Below are 16,494 nucleotides of genomic sequence, written 5' to 3'. Positions count from 1 at the left end.
CAGGCAAGAAAAAGCCGCCTCGAAAGGCGGCTTGTTCAATTCACTCAGGCCTGTGGACGCATGTGCGGGAACAGGATCACATCGCGGATCGACGGCGAGTTGGTCAACAGCATCACCAGGCGGTCGATGCCGATGCCTTCACCGGCGGTCGGCGGCATGCCGTACTCCAGTGCACGCACGAAGTCGGCGTCATAGTGCATGGCTTCGTCGTCACCCGCGTCCTTCTCGGCCACCTGGGCCAGGAAGCGCTCGGCCTGGTCTTCGGCATCGTTGAGCTCGGAGTAGGCATTGGCGATTTCGCGGCCACCGATGAACAGCTCGAAGCGGTCGGTAACGGCCGGGTTGTCGTCGTTGCGACGGGCCAGCGGCGACACTTCGAACGGGTACTCGGTGATGAAGTGCGGCTGCTCCAGTTTGTGCTCGACCAGCTCTTCGAAAATCATCACCTGCAGCTTGCCCAGGCCTTCGTGGCCCAGCACCTTGGCACCGGCCTTCTTGGCGATGTCGCGGGCGCGGTCAACGTCCTGCAGGTCGGCAGCGGTCAGTTCCGGGTTGTACTTGAGGATCGAGTCGAACACCGACAGGCGCACGAACGGCTCACCGAAGTGGAACACCTTGTCGCCATACGGCACGTCGGTAGACCCCAGCACCAACTGCGCCAGCTCGCGGAACAGTTCCTCGGTGAGGTCCATGTTGTCGCGGTAGTCGGCGTAGGCCTGGTAGAACTCGAGCATGGTGAATTCAGGGTTGTGACGCGTCGACACACCTTCGTTACGGAAGTTGCGGTTGATCTCGAACACCTTTTCAAAGCCACCAACCACCAGGCGCTTGAGGTACAGCTCCGGCGCGATACGCAGGAACATGGCCATGTCCAGGGCGTTGTGGTGGGTTTCGAACGGCTTGGCCGCCGCGCCACCCGGGATGGTTTGCAGCATGGGCGTCTCGACTTCGAGGAAGTCACGCTCGATGAGGAACTTGCGAATGTGCGAGATCACCTGCGAACGCACACGGAACGTGTGGCGGGTTTCTTCGTTGACCATCAGGTCGACGTAACGCTGGCGGTAGCGCTGCTCGGTATCGGTCAGGCCGTGGTGCTTATCGGGCAGCGGGCGCAGCGACTTGGTCAGCAGGCGCACGTTGGTCATTTCGACGTACAGGTCGCCCTTGCCGGAACGGGCCAGGGTGCCTTCGGCGCTGATGATGTCGCCCAGGTCCCAGGTCTTGACTGCGGCCAGGGTTTCTTCCGGTAGGGTCTTGCGGTTGACGTAGACCTGAATGCGACCGGTCATGTCCTGGATCACCATGAACGAGCCACGGTTGAGCATGATACGGCCGGCAACCTTGACCGGGATCGCGGCTGCTTCCAGCTCTTCCTTGGTCTTGTCCGCGTACTGTTTCTGCAGGTCGTTGCAGTAGCTGTCGCGACGGAAGTCGTTGGGGAAGGCATTGCCCTTGGCGCGCTCGGCGGCAAGTTTTTCCTTGCGCAGGGCGATCAGGGCATTTTCTTCCTGTTGCAGGTCTTGCGATTCAGTCTTGAGGTCGCTCATGTCGTCATTCTTTCCATCAGGTATTCGTTGCCCTTTTCGGGCAGGGCACGCGATACCGGCGGGTAGCCAGGTATCGCGGCAGTGGAGTGCGGCTTACAGCCCTTGCTTGAGGCTTGCTTCCAGGTACTGGTCAAGGTCGCCGTCCAGCACTTTCTGGCAGTCGCTGCGCTCTACGCCTGTGCGCAGGTCTTTGATGCGCGAGTCATCCAGTACGTAGGAACGGATCTGGTGGCCCCAGCCGATGTCCGACTTGCTGTCTTCCAGCGCCTGCGAAGCGGCGTTGCGCTTCTGCATTTCCAGCTCGTACAACTTGGCCCGCAGCATTTTCATGGCGGTGTCTTTGTTGGCGTGCTGGGAGCGTTCGTTCTGACACGCCACCACGGTGTTGGTCGGCACGTGGGTGATACGTACGGCCGAGTCGGTGGTGTTCACGTGCTGACCACCGGCACCGGAGGAGCGGTAGGTGTCAATGCGCAGGTCGGACGGGTTGATCTCGATCTCGACCTTGTCGTCGATTTCGGGCGACACGAACACCGCCGAGAACGAAGTGTGGCGACGGGCACCGGAGTCGAACGGGCTCTTGCGCACCAGGCGGTGCACACCGATTTCGGTACGCAGCCAGCCGAAGGCGTACTCGCCCTTGATGTGCACGGTGGCGCCCTTGATGCCGGCGACTTCACCTTCGGAAAGCTCGATGATGGTGGCGTCGAAACCGCGCTTGTCGGCCCAGCGCAGGTACATGCGCAGCAGGATGTTGGCCCAGTCCTGCGCCTCGGTACCACCGGAGCCAGCCTGGATATCCAGGTAGGCGTTGTTCATGTCCATTTCGCCGCTGAACATGCGACGGAACTCAAGCTGGGCCAGGGACTCTTCCAGGCCCTGCAGCTCGGTCTCGACGTCGCCGACAGCGCTTTCGTCCTCTTCCTCGACAGCCATGTCGAGCAGGTCCTTGCAGTCGGACAGACCGTTGGACAGTTTGTCCAGGGTCTCGACGACCTGTGCCAGCATGGCACGCTCGCGGCCCAGGGCCTGGGCGTACTCGGGCTTGTTCCAGACGTTGGGGTCTTCCAGCTCGCGGTTGACTTCGATCAGGCGGTCATGCTTGTGATCGTAGTCAAAGATACCCCCGAATGGACTGGGAACGCTCGGTGAGGTCCTTGATGGTGTTCAGGATCGGTTGGATTTCCATGGGCTGGCTACTCGTGCGAATTCGGTGAAAAGCCCGCGAGTATAACCGAGTCCGCTGCTGGGCGGCAGACCCGCCGGGCGGTCGCATGTATAGAGGGCACACAGGCGCGCAGTCTCTGGAGGCTCAAGCGATGCCGACCTGGTTACGCCCGCTGTTTTTGGCCTGGTACAGGCCTTTATCCGCCGCCGAGATCAACTGCCGGCAGTGGCTGCCGACGGCCGGGGTCTGGGTGGCCAGGCCGATACTCACGGTCAGACGCGCATCGGTCACCGGCGCGGTATGCGGGATGCCAAGGCCCAGCACGGTCTGGCGCAGCTTCTCGGCCACCAGGCGTGCCCCGCCTGGCGAGGTGTTGGGCAGCACCAGGGCAAACTCCTCGCCGCCATAGCGCGCCGGCAGGTCGGTCGGCCGCGAGCACGAGCCACGGATCGCCTCGGCCACCTGCCGCAAGGCCTCGTCGCCGGCCAGGTGGCCGAAGCTGTCGTTGTACGCCTTGAAATAATCCACATCGATCATCAGCAACGACAGCTGCTGCTGTTCACGCATGGCCCGGCGCCATTCCAGCTCCAGGTACTCATCGAAGTGGCGGCGGTTGGACAGCCCGGTCAGGCCATCGGAGTTCATCAGCCGCTGCAGCATCAGGTTGGAATCGAGCAACTGCTGCTGGCTGACGCGCAAGGCGCGGTAGGCCTCGTCGCGCTGCAACAGGGTGAGGTACGAGCGTGAGTGGTAGCGAATGCGCGCAACCAGCTCGATAGTATCCGGCAGCTTGACCAGATAGTCGTTGGCCCCGGCGGCAAACGCCGCGCTCTTCACCAGCGGGTCTTCCTTGGTCGACAGGACGATGATCGGGATGTCTTGGGTGGCCGGGTTGTTGCGGTACTCGCGCACCAGGGTCAAGCCGTCCAGGCCAGGCATGATCAGGTCCTGAAGGATGACCGTGGGCTTGATGCGCACGGCCTGGGCCACCGCCTGGTGCGGGTCGGCACAGAAGTGGAAGTCGATGTTGTCTTCATTGGCCAGACCACGCCGCACCGCCTCGCCGATCATGGCCTGGTCGTCGACCAGCAGCACCATCGCCGAGTTCTCGTTGGTGGTGGCAAAACCTTCGATCGGTAATTCATTCATACCTGTTCACCCGATCACTGCCGGCCTGGCGGCGTGATTCAATACATTTCGTCATTTTGCGAAAAAGTCCATCAAGCGCCCGGCGATGCGTTCCAGCGGGCGAATTTCCACTGCGGCATCGATTGCCGCAGCAGCCTTGGGCATGCCGTACACCGCACTGCTGGCCTGGTCCTGGGCAATGGTCAGAAAGCCCTGCTGACGCATCAGCTTCAGGCCCTGGGCGCCGTCGCGGCCCATGCCGGTGAGCAGCACGCCCACCGCATCGCCATTCCAGTAACGTGCCACGCTTTCAAAGAACACGTCGATCGAGGGCCGGTAGATTTCATTGACAGGCTCGGCAGTGTAGGCCAGTTGGCCATTCTGTAGCAGACGAATGTGGTGGTTGGTGCCTGCCAGCAAGACCTGGCCCGGCTGCGGCGGCTCGCCTTCGCGGGCCAGCCGCACCGGCAGGCCTGCTGCGCTGCTGAGCCATTCGGCCATCCCGGCGGCAAACACCTGGTCCACATGCTGAACCAGCACGATGGCCGCCGGGAACGCTGCCGGCAAACCCTTGAGCAGCACTTCGAGCGCCGCCGGGCCACCCGCCGACGAGCCGATCGCCACCAGCCCGCGACGCTGGGAGGCCTCGCGCAACGGCGCAGCAACCGGCCTTGCGGCAGGGGTGCGCTGCTGGCCGACCAACCAGCCGATATTGAGGATTTTGCGCAGTAGCGGTGCCGCCGCTTCGCGGGGGTCGCCAGCGCCCAGGGCGGGGGTGTCGACCACGTCCAGGGCGCCGTGGCCCATGGCTTCGAACACCCGATGCATGTTCTGCTTGCGGTCGACCGTGACGATGACGATGGCGCACGGGGTTTCGGCCATGATCCGCCGGGTTGCCTCCACGCCGTCCATGACCGGCATGATCAGGTCCATCAGGATCAGGTCCGGCAGTTGCTCGGCGCAGCGCTGCACCGCCTCGGCGCCATTGCTGGCCACCCACACCACCTGGTGCGCAGGCTCCAGGGCGACCGCACGGCGCAGCGCCTCGACGGCCATGGGCATGTCATTGACGATGGCGATCTTCATCCCTGAGCACCTCCGATCAGCTCCACCACAGCATCCAGCAACGCATCGTCGTGGAAACTGGCCTTTGCCAAATAGTAGTCGGCGCCTGCATCCAGGCCACGCCGTCGGTCTTCCTCACGGTCTTTATAGGACACCACCATCACCGGCAGCGACTGCATGCGCTGATCGCGGCGTACCAGGGTCACCAGCTCGATGCCGTCCATGCGCGGCATGTCGATGTCGGTGATCAACAGGTCGAAGTCCTCGCCGCGCAGGGCGTTCCAGCCGTCCATGCCATCTACCGCCACCGCCACATCGTAGCCACGGTTGCCCAGCAGCTTGCGTTGCAGCTCGCGCACGGTCAGCGAATCGTCGACCACCAGGATGCGTTTACGGGCCACGCCGCGGGCACCGCTGCTGCCGCGCTCGACGCGTTCCAGGCTGCCGGTGCTGAGCAGTTTTTCCACCGAACGCAGCAGGTCTTCGACATCGACGATCAGCACCACCGAGCCGTCATCAAGCAAGGCGCCCGAGGAAATGTCCTGCACCTTGCCAAGCCGTGGGTCGAGTGGCATCACCACCAGCACCCGCTCGCCTACCAGCCGCTCCACGGCCACGCCGTACAGTTGCTCGCGCTCGCGGATCACCACCACCCGCAGGCTGGCTTCATCGCTTTGCCCGGCCGGGCGGTTGAGCAACTGGCTGGCCGCCACCAGGCCGATATGCCGGCCTTCATGCCAGAAGTGCTGGCGCCCTTCGATCTGTACGATCTGCTCGGCGGTCACTTCCAGCGTGCGCTCGATATGGGCCAGCGGGAAGGCGTAGGCCTCACCGCCCACCTCGACAACCAGGCTGCGCACCACCGACAGGGTCAGCGGCACCTGCAAGTGGAAGCGACAGCCCTGCCCCGCCATCTGGGTCAGCTCTATCGAGCCGCGCAACTCGCGGATCATGTGCTGCACCGCATCCAGCCCCACACCGCGCCCGGACACCTCGGTGACCTTGTCGCGCAGGCTGAAGCCAGGCAGGAACAGGAACGTCAGCAACTCCGCCTCGCTCATCCGCGCCACGGTGTCGGCGGGCGACAGTGCACGCTCGACGATGCTGCTGCGCAGGCGCTCCAGGTCGATACCGCCGCCATCGTCGATCAGCTCCAGGCTGAGCATGCCGGCCTGGTGCGAAGCGCGCAGGCGGATCACCCCTTCGTCCGGCTTGCCCGCCAGCAGGCGCCGCTCGGGCAGTTCGATGCCGTGATCGACGGCATTGCGCAACAGGTGGGTCAGCGGTGCTTCGAGCTTTTCCAGCACATCGCGGTCAACCTGGGTCTTCTCCCCTTCCACCACCAACCGCACGGGCTTACCCAGCGAACGGCCCAGGTCGCGGACCATGCGGCTCTGCCCGGTCAGCACGTCGGCAAACGGCCGCATGCGGCAGGCCAGGGCGGTGTCATACAGCAACTGCGCACGCTGGCTGGCCTGCCAGCCAAATTCATCCAGGTCGGCCGCCTGCTGCTGCAGGATCTGCTGGGTTTCGGCCAGCAGACGCTGGGTTTGCGCCAGGGCCTCGAGCACTTCGCTGCTCTGGCCGCTGTCCTCCAGCTGCATGCGCAAGCCATCGAGCGCCTGCATGCCTTGGCCGTGCATGCGCTTGAGGCGCTGCAGGGTGGCCAGGTAAGGCTTGAGCCGCTGGGTTTCCACCAGCGACTTGCTGGACAGGTCGAGCAGGCTATTGAGGCGGTCGGCGGTAACCCGCAATACCCGCTCGGCACCTTCGCCAGCGCGCTTGCCAGCCTTGCGCTGCAGAATCGGCTCGGGCTCGGGCTCTGCCTCCGGCGGCTCGGCGGGCAATATCCGTGGTGCAAGCGGCAAGGTTGCGGGCGGCGGCTCCGGCACCACAGGTGCGGCCAATGGTTGCACAGGTAGCGCAGCGCCCGGGTCGAGCAGGCTGGCCATCTGCGCAAGAAACACCGGCAAGGTCGCCTGCGCCACGGCATCGCCCGGCGTGGCGATACGCATCAGCAGGTCGGTGCCCTGCAACAGCGCATCGATATGCTCGGCGGTGAGCCGCAGGCGGCCTTCCTGGGCCGCCACCAGGCAATCTTCCATGACGTGGGCGACGCTGACGCCAGCATCCACCCCGACGATGCGCGCTGCCCCCTTGAGCGAGTGAGCGGCACGCATGCACGCCTCAAGCTGGTCGGCCTGGGTAGGGTTGCGCTCCAGTGCCATCAGCCCAGCACTGAGCACCTGGGTCTGCGCCTCGGCCTCCAGGCTGAACAGTTCGAGCAACGATGCGTCGCGCATTTGCTCTGGGGTCATGACAGGCTCCGCTGCACGGCAGACAGTAAGTGTTGATCGTCCAGCACCCGCACGCTGCGGCCGCGCCACTGCAGGACTGCGGCGGTAAAGCGCGTGGCGTCCTGGCCGCTGCCCAGCAGCAATGGGTCTAGCCGGTGAATACCGTCGATTTCCTCAACGGCCATCACTACCGGCCCTCCCTCGGCCGCCAGAATCAGCATGCGTGGCATGGCCCGACCGCTGTGTTGCTCGGCGGTGTAGGCCTGCACACCCAGCAAGTCAGCCAGTGACAGGCACGGCACCAACGCACCGCGCACATTGGCAACCCCCTGCAGCAGCCGCGAGCGCTGGTGCGGCAGCGAATGCACAGTCTGCAACGGTGCGATTTCGGCCAGGCTGGCGGTGGCCAGCGCCAGCCACTCTTCGCCCAGGCGGAACAGCAGCATGGAGCGGCCGGTGTTTTCCTCGACCGGCTGTACCGCTGCAGCCTGGTGGTCCTGCATCAGCGCGTAGCGGTCGAGCAGCCGTGTGGCCGCAGCGGCATACACCTCGCAATTGCGGCAATGCACATGCCGCTCCAGCAGCGGGCACTGCTTGTCGCCGTGCACGCCAATACGGTTCCAGCAGTCGTCGATGTGCGCGTCATCCTCGGCCAGCAACTGCATCGTCGAATCACTGTTCATCGTTCAGGCTCCCGGCCAGCACGCGCCGCACGATCCTGCAGGCGCCTGGCGCCGGCCAGGTCGCCCTGGGCAGCCAGCAAGGCGGCCAGGTGCACCAGCGCTTCAGGGTGCTGTGGCTCCAGGTACAGGGCCTTGCGATAGTGGGTGAGCGCCTGCTGCGCATCGCCCTCGGTATCGCTGAGCAGCCCCAGCCAGTAGTACACCTGCGCCGACGGCGGATACTGGCCCAGGTAGCGCTGGCACTCGCCACGCGCCTGCTGGCTGGCGCCGGCATTGGCCAGCCGGGCGATGCTGGCCAGCAACTCGCTGGCGCCCTCGTGCTTGTGCTCGCGGGCTGGCGCCGGCCTGGCCGCCACCGGCAGCACACGCAGCGGGCGCGGCACCGGCACGTTTGGCGGCGGATAAACTGATGTAGGTAAAGTCGCCAGCGTGCGTTTCGCAGGCTGGGCAGGTGCCGCCGGCAACGGGGCGCTGTCGCCCTCCTGGCGCACGTAGGCAAACGACTGGGCGATCCCCAGCGGACGCATGCCCAGGCGTGCCAACAAACTGCCTTCGGCCGGGCCGATGAACAGCACACCCTGCGGATGCAGCAGGCGCTTGAGCACCTCGAACACACGCTGTTGGGTAGGCACGTCGAAATAGATCAACAGATTGCGACAGAATACGAAGTCATACAGGCCATCGCGGCTGGCCAACGCCGGGTCAAGCACATTGCCCACCTGCAGGCTGACCTGCTGGCGTACCCGCTCATGCAGGCGGTGGCCTTCGTCCAGCGCATCGAAATAGCGCTCGCGAAAGCCCAGTTCGCTGCCACGGAAGGCATTGCGGCCATACACACCCTGCCCGGCCTTGGCGACCGAGCTGGGGCTGATGTCCATGCCATCAATCAGGAATGCACCCGGCGCCATGCCGGCGTCGAGCAAGGCCATGGCCAGCGAATAAGGTTCCTCGCCGGTCGAGCAAGGCAGGCTGAGCAATCGCAGCGGGCGCGCGCCCGCCAGGTGGGCCTGGCGCTTGTGGGCCAGGCTGGCCAGCGCTGTGAACGATTCGGGGTATCGGAAAAACCAGGTTTCCGGGACGATCACCGCTTCAATCAGCGCCTGTTGCTCATCGGTCGACTGCTGCAGGCGCAGCCAGTAGTCGTCCAGGTCCATCGCGCCCATGGCCACGCAACGCTGGCGCAGCGCGCGTTCGACCATGGGCGCGCCCACCGACTCCACGTCCAGGCCAATTTGCTCACGCAAGAAGCGGAAAAAACGCTGTTCGTTCATGTAGGCATCCCTGTCGGGTCTTGCGTGTACAGCAATTGGTGCACGGCGTCGGTCAGCAGGTCATTGACTTCGATGCGCTGCAGCAGGCCCAGAGCATCCTGGCGCACCGGGCCCAGGTAAGGCGCTTGACCTGTGTCCACCCCATAGGGCTGGAATTCGTCCGGTTGGCAACGCAGGGTTTCGGTGGCCTGTTCCAGAATCAGGCCAAGCTGCAGGTTGCCACGGTAGTGCACCAGCACCAGGCGCGTGCTGGTGCGTTGCGCCGCCGGCTGGCCAAAACTCAGCGCGGCCAGGTCGATTACCGGGACGAGTTGGCCGCGATGGGCAAGGATGCCCGCGACCCAGGCAGGTGCCTGGGCAATCGGCTTGAGCGGCTGACGCGGCAGCACCTCGATCACCTCGTGCACGCTCAGGGCAAAGCGCTGCTCCTTGAGGCGAAACTGCAGGTACAACGTGCCCTTGGCGTTGGGCGCGGGAGCTGCGCGCGGGTGCAAGTCGTTCATCGCGGTCAGACTTTGAAGCGCGACACGCCGCCACGCAGGCCGGCGGCCACCTGGCTCAGTTCATCGATGGCAAAGCTGGCCTGGCGCAGCGACTCGACGGTCTGGGTACTGGCATCGCTGAGCTGCGCCAGCGCCTGGTTGATCTGCTCGGCACCGGTGGCCTGGGCCTGCATGCCTTCATTGACCATCAGCACGCGCGGCGCCAGGGCCTGCACCTGATGAATGATCTGGCTAAGCTGCTCGCCTACCTGCTGCACCTCGAACATGCCGCGGCGCACTTCTTCAGAAAACTTGTCCATGCCCATGACCCCGGCCGACACCGCCGACTGGATCTCGCGCACCATCTGCTCGATGTCGTAGGTGGCCACGGCGGTCTGGTCGGCCAGGCGGCGCACTTCGGTGGCCACCACGGCAAAGCCACGGCCGTACTCGCCGGCCTTTTCCGCTTCGATGGCGGCATTGAGCGACAGCAGGTTGGTCTGGTCGGCAACCTTGACGATGGTCACCACCATCTGGGTGATATTGCTGGCCTTTTCGTTGAGGATGCCGAGTTTGGCGTTGACCAGATCGGCGGCGCCCATCACCTGGTGCATGGTCTCTTCCATCCGCGCCAGCCCCTGCTGGCCAGAGCCGGCCAGGCTGGACGCCTGATCAGCGGCGGAGGTGACTTCGGTCATGGTGCGCACCAGATCACGCGAGGTGGCGGCGATTTCCCGCGAGGTAGCGCCGATTTCGGTGGTGGTGGCGGCCGTTTCGGTGGCGGTGGCCTGCTGTTGCTTGGAGGTGGCGGCAATTTCGGTGACCGACGTGGTCACCTGCACCGACGAGCGCTGGGCCTGAGCCACCAGGTTGGCCAGCGCCTCGGCCATTTCGTTGAAGCCGCTTTCGATGGCGCCGAACTCGTCCTTGCGGTCCAGGCTCAGGCGCATGCTCAGGTCACCCGAACGCAGCTTGTCGAGGGCATGGACAATGCGCTGCATGGGCGCCGTGATGGCCCGCATCAGCAACAGCCCGCAGATGCCGGCGGCAACAATGGCCAGCAGCAGCGATACCACCATGCTGCCCTTGGCCGTGCTGACGGCACTGACGATCTCGTTGGTAGCGGAGTCGGCAGACGCCCGATTGTGCTCGATCACCTCATTCAGGTGCTTGCGCCCCTCCACCCAAGCTGGCGTCAGCACCTCGATGATCAGCCGCTCGGCTTCGGCGTAGTTGCGCTGACGGTAAGTGTCCAGCACCTGACCGACGATCTTCATGTAGTTCTGTTCCAGCTGCACGAAGTTGTCGAAGCGGGTCTGGTCGTCCTTGTCCTGGATGGTGGTCTGGTAGCTGGCCATGTGTTGCTTGAGCCGGTCTTCGAAGCTTTTGAACAGCTCCATGTCGGCCGAAGTGATTTCCCGGTGGTTGGACAAGCCCACCAGTTGCTGGCTGGTGACGTAGCTGTCGACCCAGGCGCTGCGGATCATCGAGCTGTAGTAGACCCCGGGAATGCTGTCGGTCCCCACTGCCTCCTCGGCGGTTTCGATGGCCACCAACCGCGAGTAGGCGGCCACGATCATCAGCAGCATGATGGCGATGATCACGGCGAAACTTGCCAGGATCCGTTGGCGCAAGGTCCAGTTCTTCACATTCAGCCCTCAGGAATTCACAACGAGCGGGAAAAATCGCTGAAGTATAGCCCAGAGGCCTTACAGATTTGCGGGCGAAGTGAGGGCTAAACAGGCATCCCTGCTGATGGACATGCCATTTGTTTCGTAGATCGTGAGCGCACCATGGCCCCTGTAGGAGCAGCCTTGCGCTGCGAGAGGGCCGGGATGATCAATACTGCTGCATGGGCCTTCATGGCCTCTTCGCAGCGCAAGGCTGCTCCTACAGGGAGCGCGCACGCCTGAACGAGTGGTTATTGGCCAGCAGCAAGCCGTACCTGGCTTTCCAGTTCCTGGCGCAGGGCCGGGTCCAGGCGCAGCTGACGGGCCAGTTCGTCCAGGTAGGAACGCTCCATGAAGTTTTCCTGGTCGACCATCATCACGCTGGCCAGGTACATCTCGGCGGCCATTTCTGGCGTTTGCGCGGCGCGGGCCACTTCGGCCGGGTCCAGCGGTTTGTTCAGCTCGGCATGCAGCCAGTGCTGCAGTTCACGGTCGCTGTCCAAACGGGTGAACTCGCCCTCGATCAGCGCCCGTTCGCGCTCGTCGATATGGCCATCGGACTTGGCCGCCGCTACCAGCGCCCGCAGCACCGCCTGGCTGTGCTGCTCGACCTGGGCAGGCGGCAGGCGGTCGACGGTTTGCGGTTCGGCTGCGGCGCCCTGCTGATTGGCCTGCCAGTTGCCGTAGGCTTTGTAGGCCAGCACACCCAGCGCAGCCAGGCCACCGTAAGTCAGGGCTTTGCCGCCGTACTTTCGGGCTTTCTTGCTACCGAGCAGCAGGCCCAGGGCGCCCCCACCCAACAGGCCGCCACCGGCACCGGACAACAGCCCGCCAAGCCCACCGGCAGCGCTGCCGGACTTGTTGGTGCCCCCCTGTTTTTCGAGCATCTGCTGGCCGGATTTGAGGAGTTGATCAAGCAAGCCCCGAGTGTTCATTCGTGTGTCTCCACGCAAGAAGATTCAACCGCCAGAGTAAGGCTTGGCAGAACGCACGCCATCGCGGATTTGCTTCCGGATGTTGCATTGGCTGGCAAAAAGCCAACTAGACTCGATATCGCCAATACCTAGCGCCATCGCACTACGCTTATAACAATTGCTTCACGGCTTGCTTGATGACTGCCCCGAACAAGATCTGCAAAAAGAGGGAACACCATGTCAGTGCACAAGACCGCATTGCTCGGCGCCATGACCGGTGCCGTGCTGGCCAGCGCCAGCCTGCAGGCTGCCGAACCGCCCAAGGCCCTGGGGCCTGGCGAGGGGCGCCTGGATATCGTTGCCTGGCCCGGCTACATCGAGCGCGGTGAAAGCGACAAGGCCTACGACTGGGTGACCGGCTTCGAGAAGGAAACCGGCTGCAAGGTCAGCGTGAAGACCGCCGCCACCTCGGACGAGATGGTCAGCCTGATGACCAAGGGCGGTTATGACCTGGTCACCGCCTCGGGCGATGCCTCGCTGCGGCTGATCGTGGGCAAGCGCGTGCAGCCGATCAACACCGCCCTGATCCCCAACTGGAAGAACATCGACCCGCGCCTGCAGAACGGTGGCTGGTACGTGGTCGACAAGCAGGTGTACGGCACCCCGTATCAGTGGGGGCCGAACGTGCTGCTGTACAACACCAACACCTTCAAGCAGGCCCCTACCAGCTGGGGTGTGGTGTTCGAACCGCAGAACCTGCCCGACGGCAAGCCGAACAAAGGCCGCGTGCAGGCCTACGACGGGCCGATCTACATAGCCGACGCGGCGCTGTACCTGAAGTCGACCAAGCCCGAACTGGGCATCAAGGACCCCTACGAGCTGAACGAGGAGCAATACAAGGCCGTGCTGGAACTGCTGCGCCAGCAGCAACCGCTGATCCACCGTTACTGGCATGACGCCACGGTGCAGATGAGCGACGTGAAGAACGAAGGCGTGGTCGCCTCCAGCTCCTGGGGCTACATGGTAAATGGCCTGAAGGCCGAGAACCAGCCGGTGGCCTCGACCATTCCCAAGGAAGGCGCAACCGGCTGGGCCGACACCACCATGCTGCACAGCGAGGCCAAGCACCCCAACTGCGCCTACAAGTGGATGGACTGGTCGCTGCAACCTAAGGTGCAGGGTGACGTGGCGGCCTGGTTCGGCTCGTTACCGGCGGTGCCGGCGGCGTGCACCGGCAGCGAGCTGCTGGGGGCCGAGGGGTGCAAGACCAACGGTTTCGACAATTTCGACAAGATCGCCTTCTGGAAAACCCCGCAGGCCCAAGGGGGCAAGTTCGTGCCGTATAGCCGCTGGACCCAGGATTACATCGCGATCATGGGTGGGCGCTGAGGTTGCCTGAATGCCTGTGCTGGCCTCTTCGCGGGCACGCCCGCTCCCACAGGTAGATCACCGCCTGTAGGAGCGGGCTTGCCCGCGAAGAGGCCGGAACAGCAGAAACACTGATGTCCGGAGCCCACGCATGCCCCTAGCCGTCCAGTTCACCCAGGTTTCCCGCACCTTCGGCGAGGTCAAGGCTGTCGATCAGGTCAGCATCGACATCATCGATGGCGAATTCTTTTCAATGCTCGGCCCTTCCGGCTCGGGCAAGACCACCTGCCTGCGCCTGATCGCCGGCTTCGAGCAACCCACGAGTGGTTCGATCCGCATCCACGGTGTCGAGGCCGCTGGCGTGCCGCCCTACCAGCGCGACGTCAACACCGTGTTCCAGGACTACGCCCTGTTCCCGCACATGAACGTGCTGGACAACATCGCTTACGGCCTGAAGGTAAAGGGTGTGGCCAAGGCCGAACGCCACAGCCGCGCCGAAGAAGCCCTGGCCATGGTGGCCCTGGCCGGCTATGGCGCGCGCAAGCCAGCGCAGCTGTCCGGCGGCCAGCGCCAGCGTGTGGCCCTGGCCCGTGCCTTGGTCAACCGGCCACGGGTATTGCTGCTGGATGAACCCCTGGGCGCGCTGGACCTGAAGTTGCGCGAACAGATGCAGGGCGAGCTGAAAAAACTGCAGCGCCAACTGGGCATCACCTTCATCTTCGTAACCCACGACCAGACCGAGGCCCTGTCGATGTCCGACCGGGTCGCGGTGTTCAACCGCGGCCGTATCGAACAGGTCGACACCCCGCGCAACCTGTACATGAAGCCCGCTACCACCTTTGTCGCCGAATTCGTCGGCACCTCCAACGTGGTGCGTGGCGAGCTGGCCAAGCAGCTCAACGGCAGCCCGGCGCCCTTCTCCATCCGCCCCGAGCACATCCGCATGGGCGAGCCGGTGGTCACCAGCCACGAAGTGCAGGTAAGCGGCCTGTTGCGCGATGTCCAGTACCAGGGCAGCGCCACACGCTTCGAACTGCAACTGGAAAGCGGCCAGCTGTTGGCGGTCAGCCAGGCCAACGACCGCTGGCAAGCGCAGCCCCAAGTGTGGCAGCCCGGGCAACGGGTGCTGGCACATTGGCCGCGCGAGGCTATGACGGTGCTGCAGGAAACCGAGGCGCGCTGACATGAGCACATTGCGCAGCCTGGCCAACCTGCTGTACCGGCGGCCGAACCTGTACCTGGCATTGCTGCTGGTACCCCCGCTGACCTGGTTCGGTGCAATCTACCTGGGCTCGTTGCTGAACCTGCTGTGGCAAGGGTTCTACACTTTCGACGACTTCACCATGGCGGTGACCCCGGACCTGACCCTGGGCAACTTCGCCGCGCTGTTCAACCCGTCGAACTTCGACATCATCCTGCGCACCCTGGGCATGGCGGTGGCGGTGTCGTTGGCCAGCGCGGTACTGGCCTTCCCCATCGCGTATTACATGGCGCGCTACACCAGCGGCAAGACCAAAGCATTTTTCTACATTGCGGTGATGATGCCGATGTGGGCCAGCTACATCGTCAAGACCTATGCCTGGACCCTGCTGCTGGCCAAGGGCGGCGTAGCCCAGTGGTTCGTCCAGCAGTTGCACCTGGATGGCCTGCTGCAAGCGGTGTTGGCGGTGCCGGGCGTGGGCGGCAGCACGCTGTCGACCTCCCACCTTGGGCGCTTCATGGTGTTCGTGTACATCTGGCTGCCGTTCATGATCCTGCCGATACAGGCCGCGCTGGAGCGCCTGCCGCCTTCTCTGCTGCAAGCCTCGGCAGACCTTGGCGCACGGCCTGGGCAAACCTTCGTGCAAGTGATCTTGCCGCTGTCGATCCCCGGCATCGCCGCCGGCTCGATCTTTACCTTCTCGCTCACCCTGGGTGACTTCATCGTGCCGCAGCTGGTGGGCCCACCCGGTTACTTCATCGGCAGCATGGTCTATGCCCAGCAAGGGGCGATCGGCAACATGCCGATGGCCGCCGCGTTCACCCTGGTGCCCATCGTGCTGATTGCGGTGTACCTGGCCATCGTCAAGCGCCTGGGGGCCTTCGATGCACTCTGAAAAAGCCTCTACAGGGCTGCGCCTGGCGGCTTGGGGCGGGCTGCTGTTCCTGCATTTCCCAATCCTGATCATCTTCCTGTATGCCTTCAACACCGAAGACGCGGCATTCAGCTTCCCGCCCAAGGGCTTCACCCTGAAGTGGATCGGCGTGGCCTTCGCCCGGCCCGATGTGCTGGAGGCGATCAAGCTGTCGCTGCAGGTGGCCTGCCTGGCCACGCTGATTGCCCTGGTGCTCGGCACACTGGCGTCAGTCGCGCTGTATCGGCGCAGCTTCTTCGGCAAAGAGAGCATTTCGCTGATGCTGATCCTGCCTATCGCCCTGCCCGGCATCATCACCGGCATCGCCCTGCTCTCGGCATTCAAGTCCTTGGGGATAGAGCCGGGCGTGTTCACCATCGTGGTCGGCCACGCTACGTTCTGCGTGGTGATTGTCTACAACAACGTGATCGCCCGCCTGCGGCGCACTTCGCAAAGCCTGATCGAAGCGTCTATGGATTTGGGCGCCGATGGCTGGCAGACCTTCCGCTACATCATCCTGCCCAACCTCGGCTCGGCACTGCTGGCCGGTGGCATGCTGGCTTTTGCCCTGTCGTTCGATGAAATCATCGTCACCACCTTCACAGCCGGCCACGAACGCACCCTGCCGATCTGGCTGCTGAACCAGCTGAGCCGCCCGCGCGACGTGCCGGTGACCAACGTGGTCGCCATGCTGGTGATGTTGGTGACCATGCTGCCAATCCTTGGCGCCTATTACCTGACCCGTGGCGGCGAAAGCGTCGCGGGCAGTGGCAAATGACCCTGGAGG

14 protein-coding genes are annotated in these 16,494 nt (G+C 64.2%); 4 read left to right on the top strand and 10 right to left on the bottom strand.

The features are described from left to right. Positions 1–44 precede the first annotated feature (44 nt). From lysS to ABI582_RS17615, 10 genes are all read right to left on the bottom strand, one after another. Positions 45–1,547, bottom strand: a complete 1,503-nt coding sequence (gene lysS, locus ABI582_RS17660; protein WP_012270790.1) for a lysine--tRNA ligase — start codon at positions 1,545–1,547, stop codon at positions 45–47. 93 nt (positions 1,548–1,640) lie between these two features. Then, positions 1,641–2,736 (bottom strand): peptide chain release factor 2 gene (gene prfB, locus ABI582_RS17655; protein WP_155412698.1). Its coding sequence is split into 2 segments (ribosomal slippage): positions 1,641–2,663 and positions 2,665–2,736, totalling 1,095 coding nucleotides; the frame shifts between segments, so codons are not numbered across the junction. Between the two features lie 123 nt (positions 2,737–2,859). After that, entirely contained in the window at positions 2,860–3,864 is a 1,005-nt protein-coding gene (gene wspR, locus ABI582_RS17650) for a Wsp signal transduction system regulator diguanylate cyclase WspR (protein ID WP_338746274.1), read from the bottom strand. Positions 3,865–3,915: 51 nt separating this feature from the next. Further along, entirely contained in the window at positions 3,916–4,929 is a 1,014-nt protein-coding gene (gene wspF, locus ABI582_RS17645) for a Wsp signal transduction system protein-glutamate methylesterase WspF (protein ID WP_338746273.1), read from the bottom strand. After that, the gene (locus tag ABI582_RS17640; protein ID WP_442119833.1) at positions 4,926–7,226 is read right to left on the bottom strand and encodes a hybrid sensor histidine kinase/response regulator; all 2,301 of its coding nucleotides are present in this window, start codon (positions 7,224–7,226) and stop codon (positions 4,926–4,928) included. The genes wspF and ABI582_RS17640 overlap by 4 nt, the downstream gene beginning before the upstream one ends. Continuing rightward, positions 7,223–7,888 (bottom strand): chemotaxis protein CheW, encoded by a 666-nt coding sequence (locus ABI582_RS17635; RefSeq protein ID WP_442119832.1) that lies wholly within the window; start codon positions 7,886–7,888, stop codon positions 7,223–7,225. The genes ABI582_RS17640 and ABI582_RS17635 overlap by 4 nt, the downstream gene beginning before the upstream one ends. Further along, positions 7,885–9,159: a CheR family methyltransferase gene (locus ABI582_RS17630; protein WP_338746270.1), complete on the bottom strand. Its 1,275-nt coding sequence runs from the start codon at positions 9,157–9,159 to the stop codon at positions 7,885–7,887. The genes ABI582_RS17635 and ABI582_RS17630 overlap by 4 nt, the downstream gene beginning before the upstream one ends. Then, positions 9,156–9,662 carry a chemotaxis protein CheW gene (locus tag ABI582_RS17625; RefSeq protein WP_338746269.1) on the bottom strand — a complete coding sequence of 169 codons (507 nt, stop codon included), beginning with the start codon at positions 9,660–9,662 and terminating at the stop codon, positions 9,156–9,158. Before ABI582_RS17625 ends, ABI582_RS17630 begins: the two co-directional genes overlap by 4 nt. A gap of 5 nt (positions 9,663–9,667) precedes the next feature. After that, on the bottom strand, positions 9,668–11,290 hold the full coding sequence (locus ABI582_RS17620) for a methyl-accepting chemotaxis protein (RefSeq protein ID WP_338746268.1): 1,623 nt from the start codon (positions 11,288–11,290) through the stop codon (positions 9,668–9,670). A 272-nt stretch (positions 11,291–11,562) separates the two neighbouring features. Beyond that, positions 11,563–12,246 (bottom strand): tellurite resistance TerB family protein, encoded by a 684-nt coding sequence (locus ABI582_RS17615; RefSeq protein ID WP_338746267.1) that lies wholly within the window; start codon positions 12,244–12,246, stop codon positions 11,563–11,565. A 216-nt stretch (positions 12,247–12,462) separates the two neighbouring features. Here ABI582_RS17615 and ydcS point away from each other — a divergent pair, with 216 nt between their 5' ends. The 4 genes from ydcS (at position 12,463) to ABI582_RS17595 (ending at position 16,485) form a co-directional block, all read left to right on the top strand. Further along, a complete protein-coding gene (ydcS, locus tag ABI582_RS17610) occupies positions 12,463–13,614 on the top strand; it encodes a putative ABC transporter substrate-binding protein YdcS (protein ID WP_049274405.1) in 1,152 nt (383 codons plus the stop codon). A 130-nt stretch (positions 13,615–13,744) separates the two neighbouring features. Next, complete coding sequence (locus ABI582_RS17605; protein WP_442119831.1) at positions 13,745–14,776, top strand: ABC transporter ATP-binding protein; 1,032 nt, start codon at positions 13,745–13,747, stop codon at positions 14,774–14,776. A 1-nt stretch (position 14,777) separates the two neighbouring features. Continuing rightward, entirely contained in the window at positions 14,778–15,689 is a 912-nt protein-coding gene (locus tag ABI582_RS17600) for an ABC transporter permease (protein WP_338746265.1), read from the top strand. Then, entirely contained in the window at positions 15,679–16,485 is an 807-nt protein-coding gene (locus tag ABI582_RS17595) for an ABC transporter permease (RefSeq protein ID WP_049275623.1), read from the top strand. The genes ABI582_RS17600 and ABI582_RS17595 overlap by 11 nt, the downstream gene beginning before the upstream one ends. Positions 16,486–16,494 lie beyond the last annotated feature (9 nt).

This window comes from Pseudomonas sp. SAS7, assembly GCF_052112345.1.
Taxonomy (GTDB): domain Bacteria; phylum Pseudomonadota; class Gammaproteobacteria; order Pseudomonadales; family Pseudomonadaceae; genus Aquipseudomonas; species Aquipseudomonas putida_Q.
Note: the sequence above shows the minus strand (reverse complement) of the source record. Positions and strands in the feature narration are given on the sequence as shown.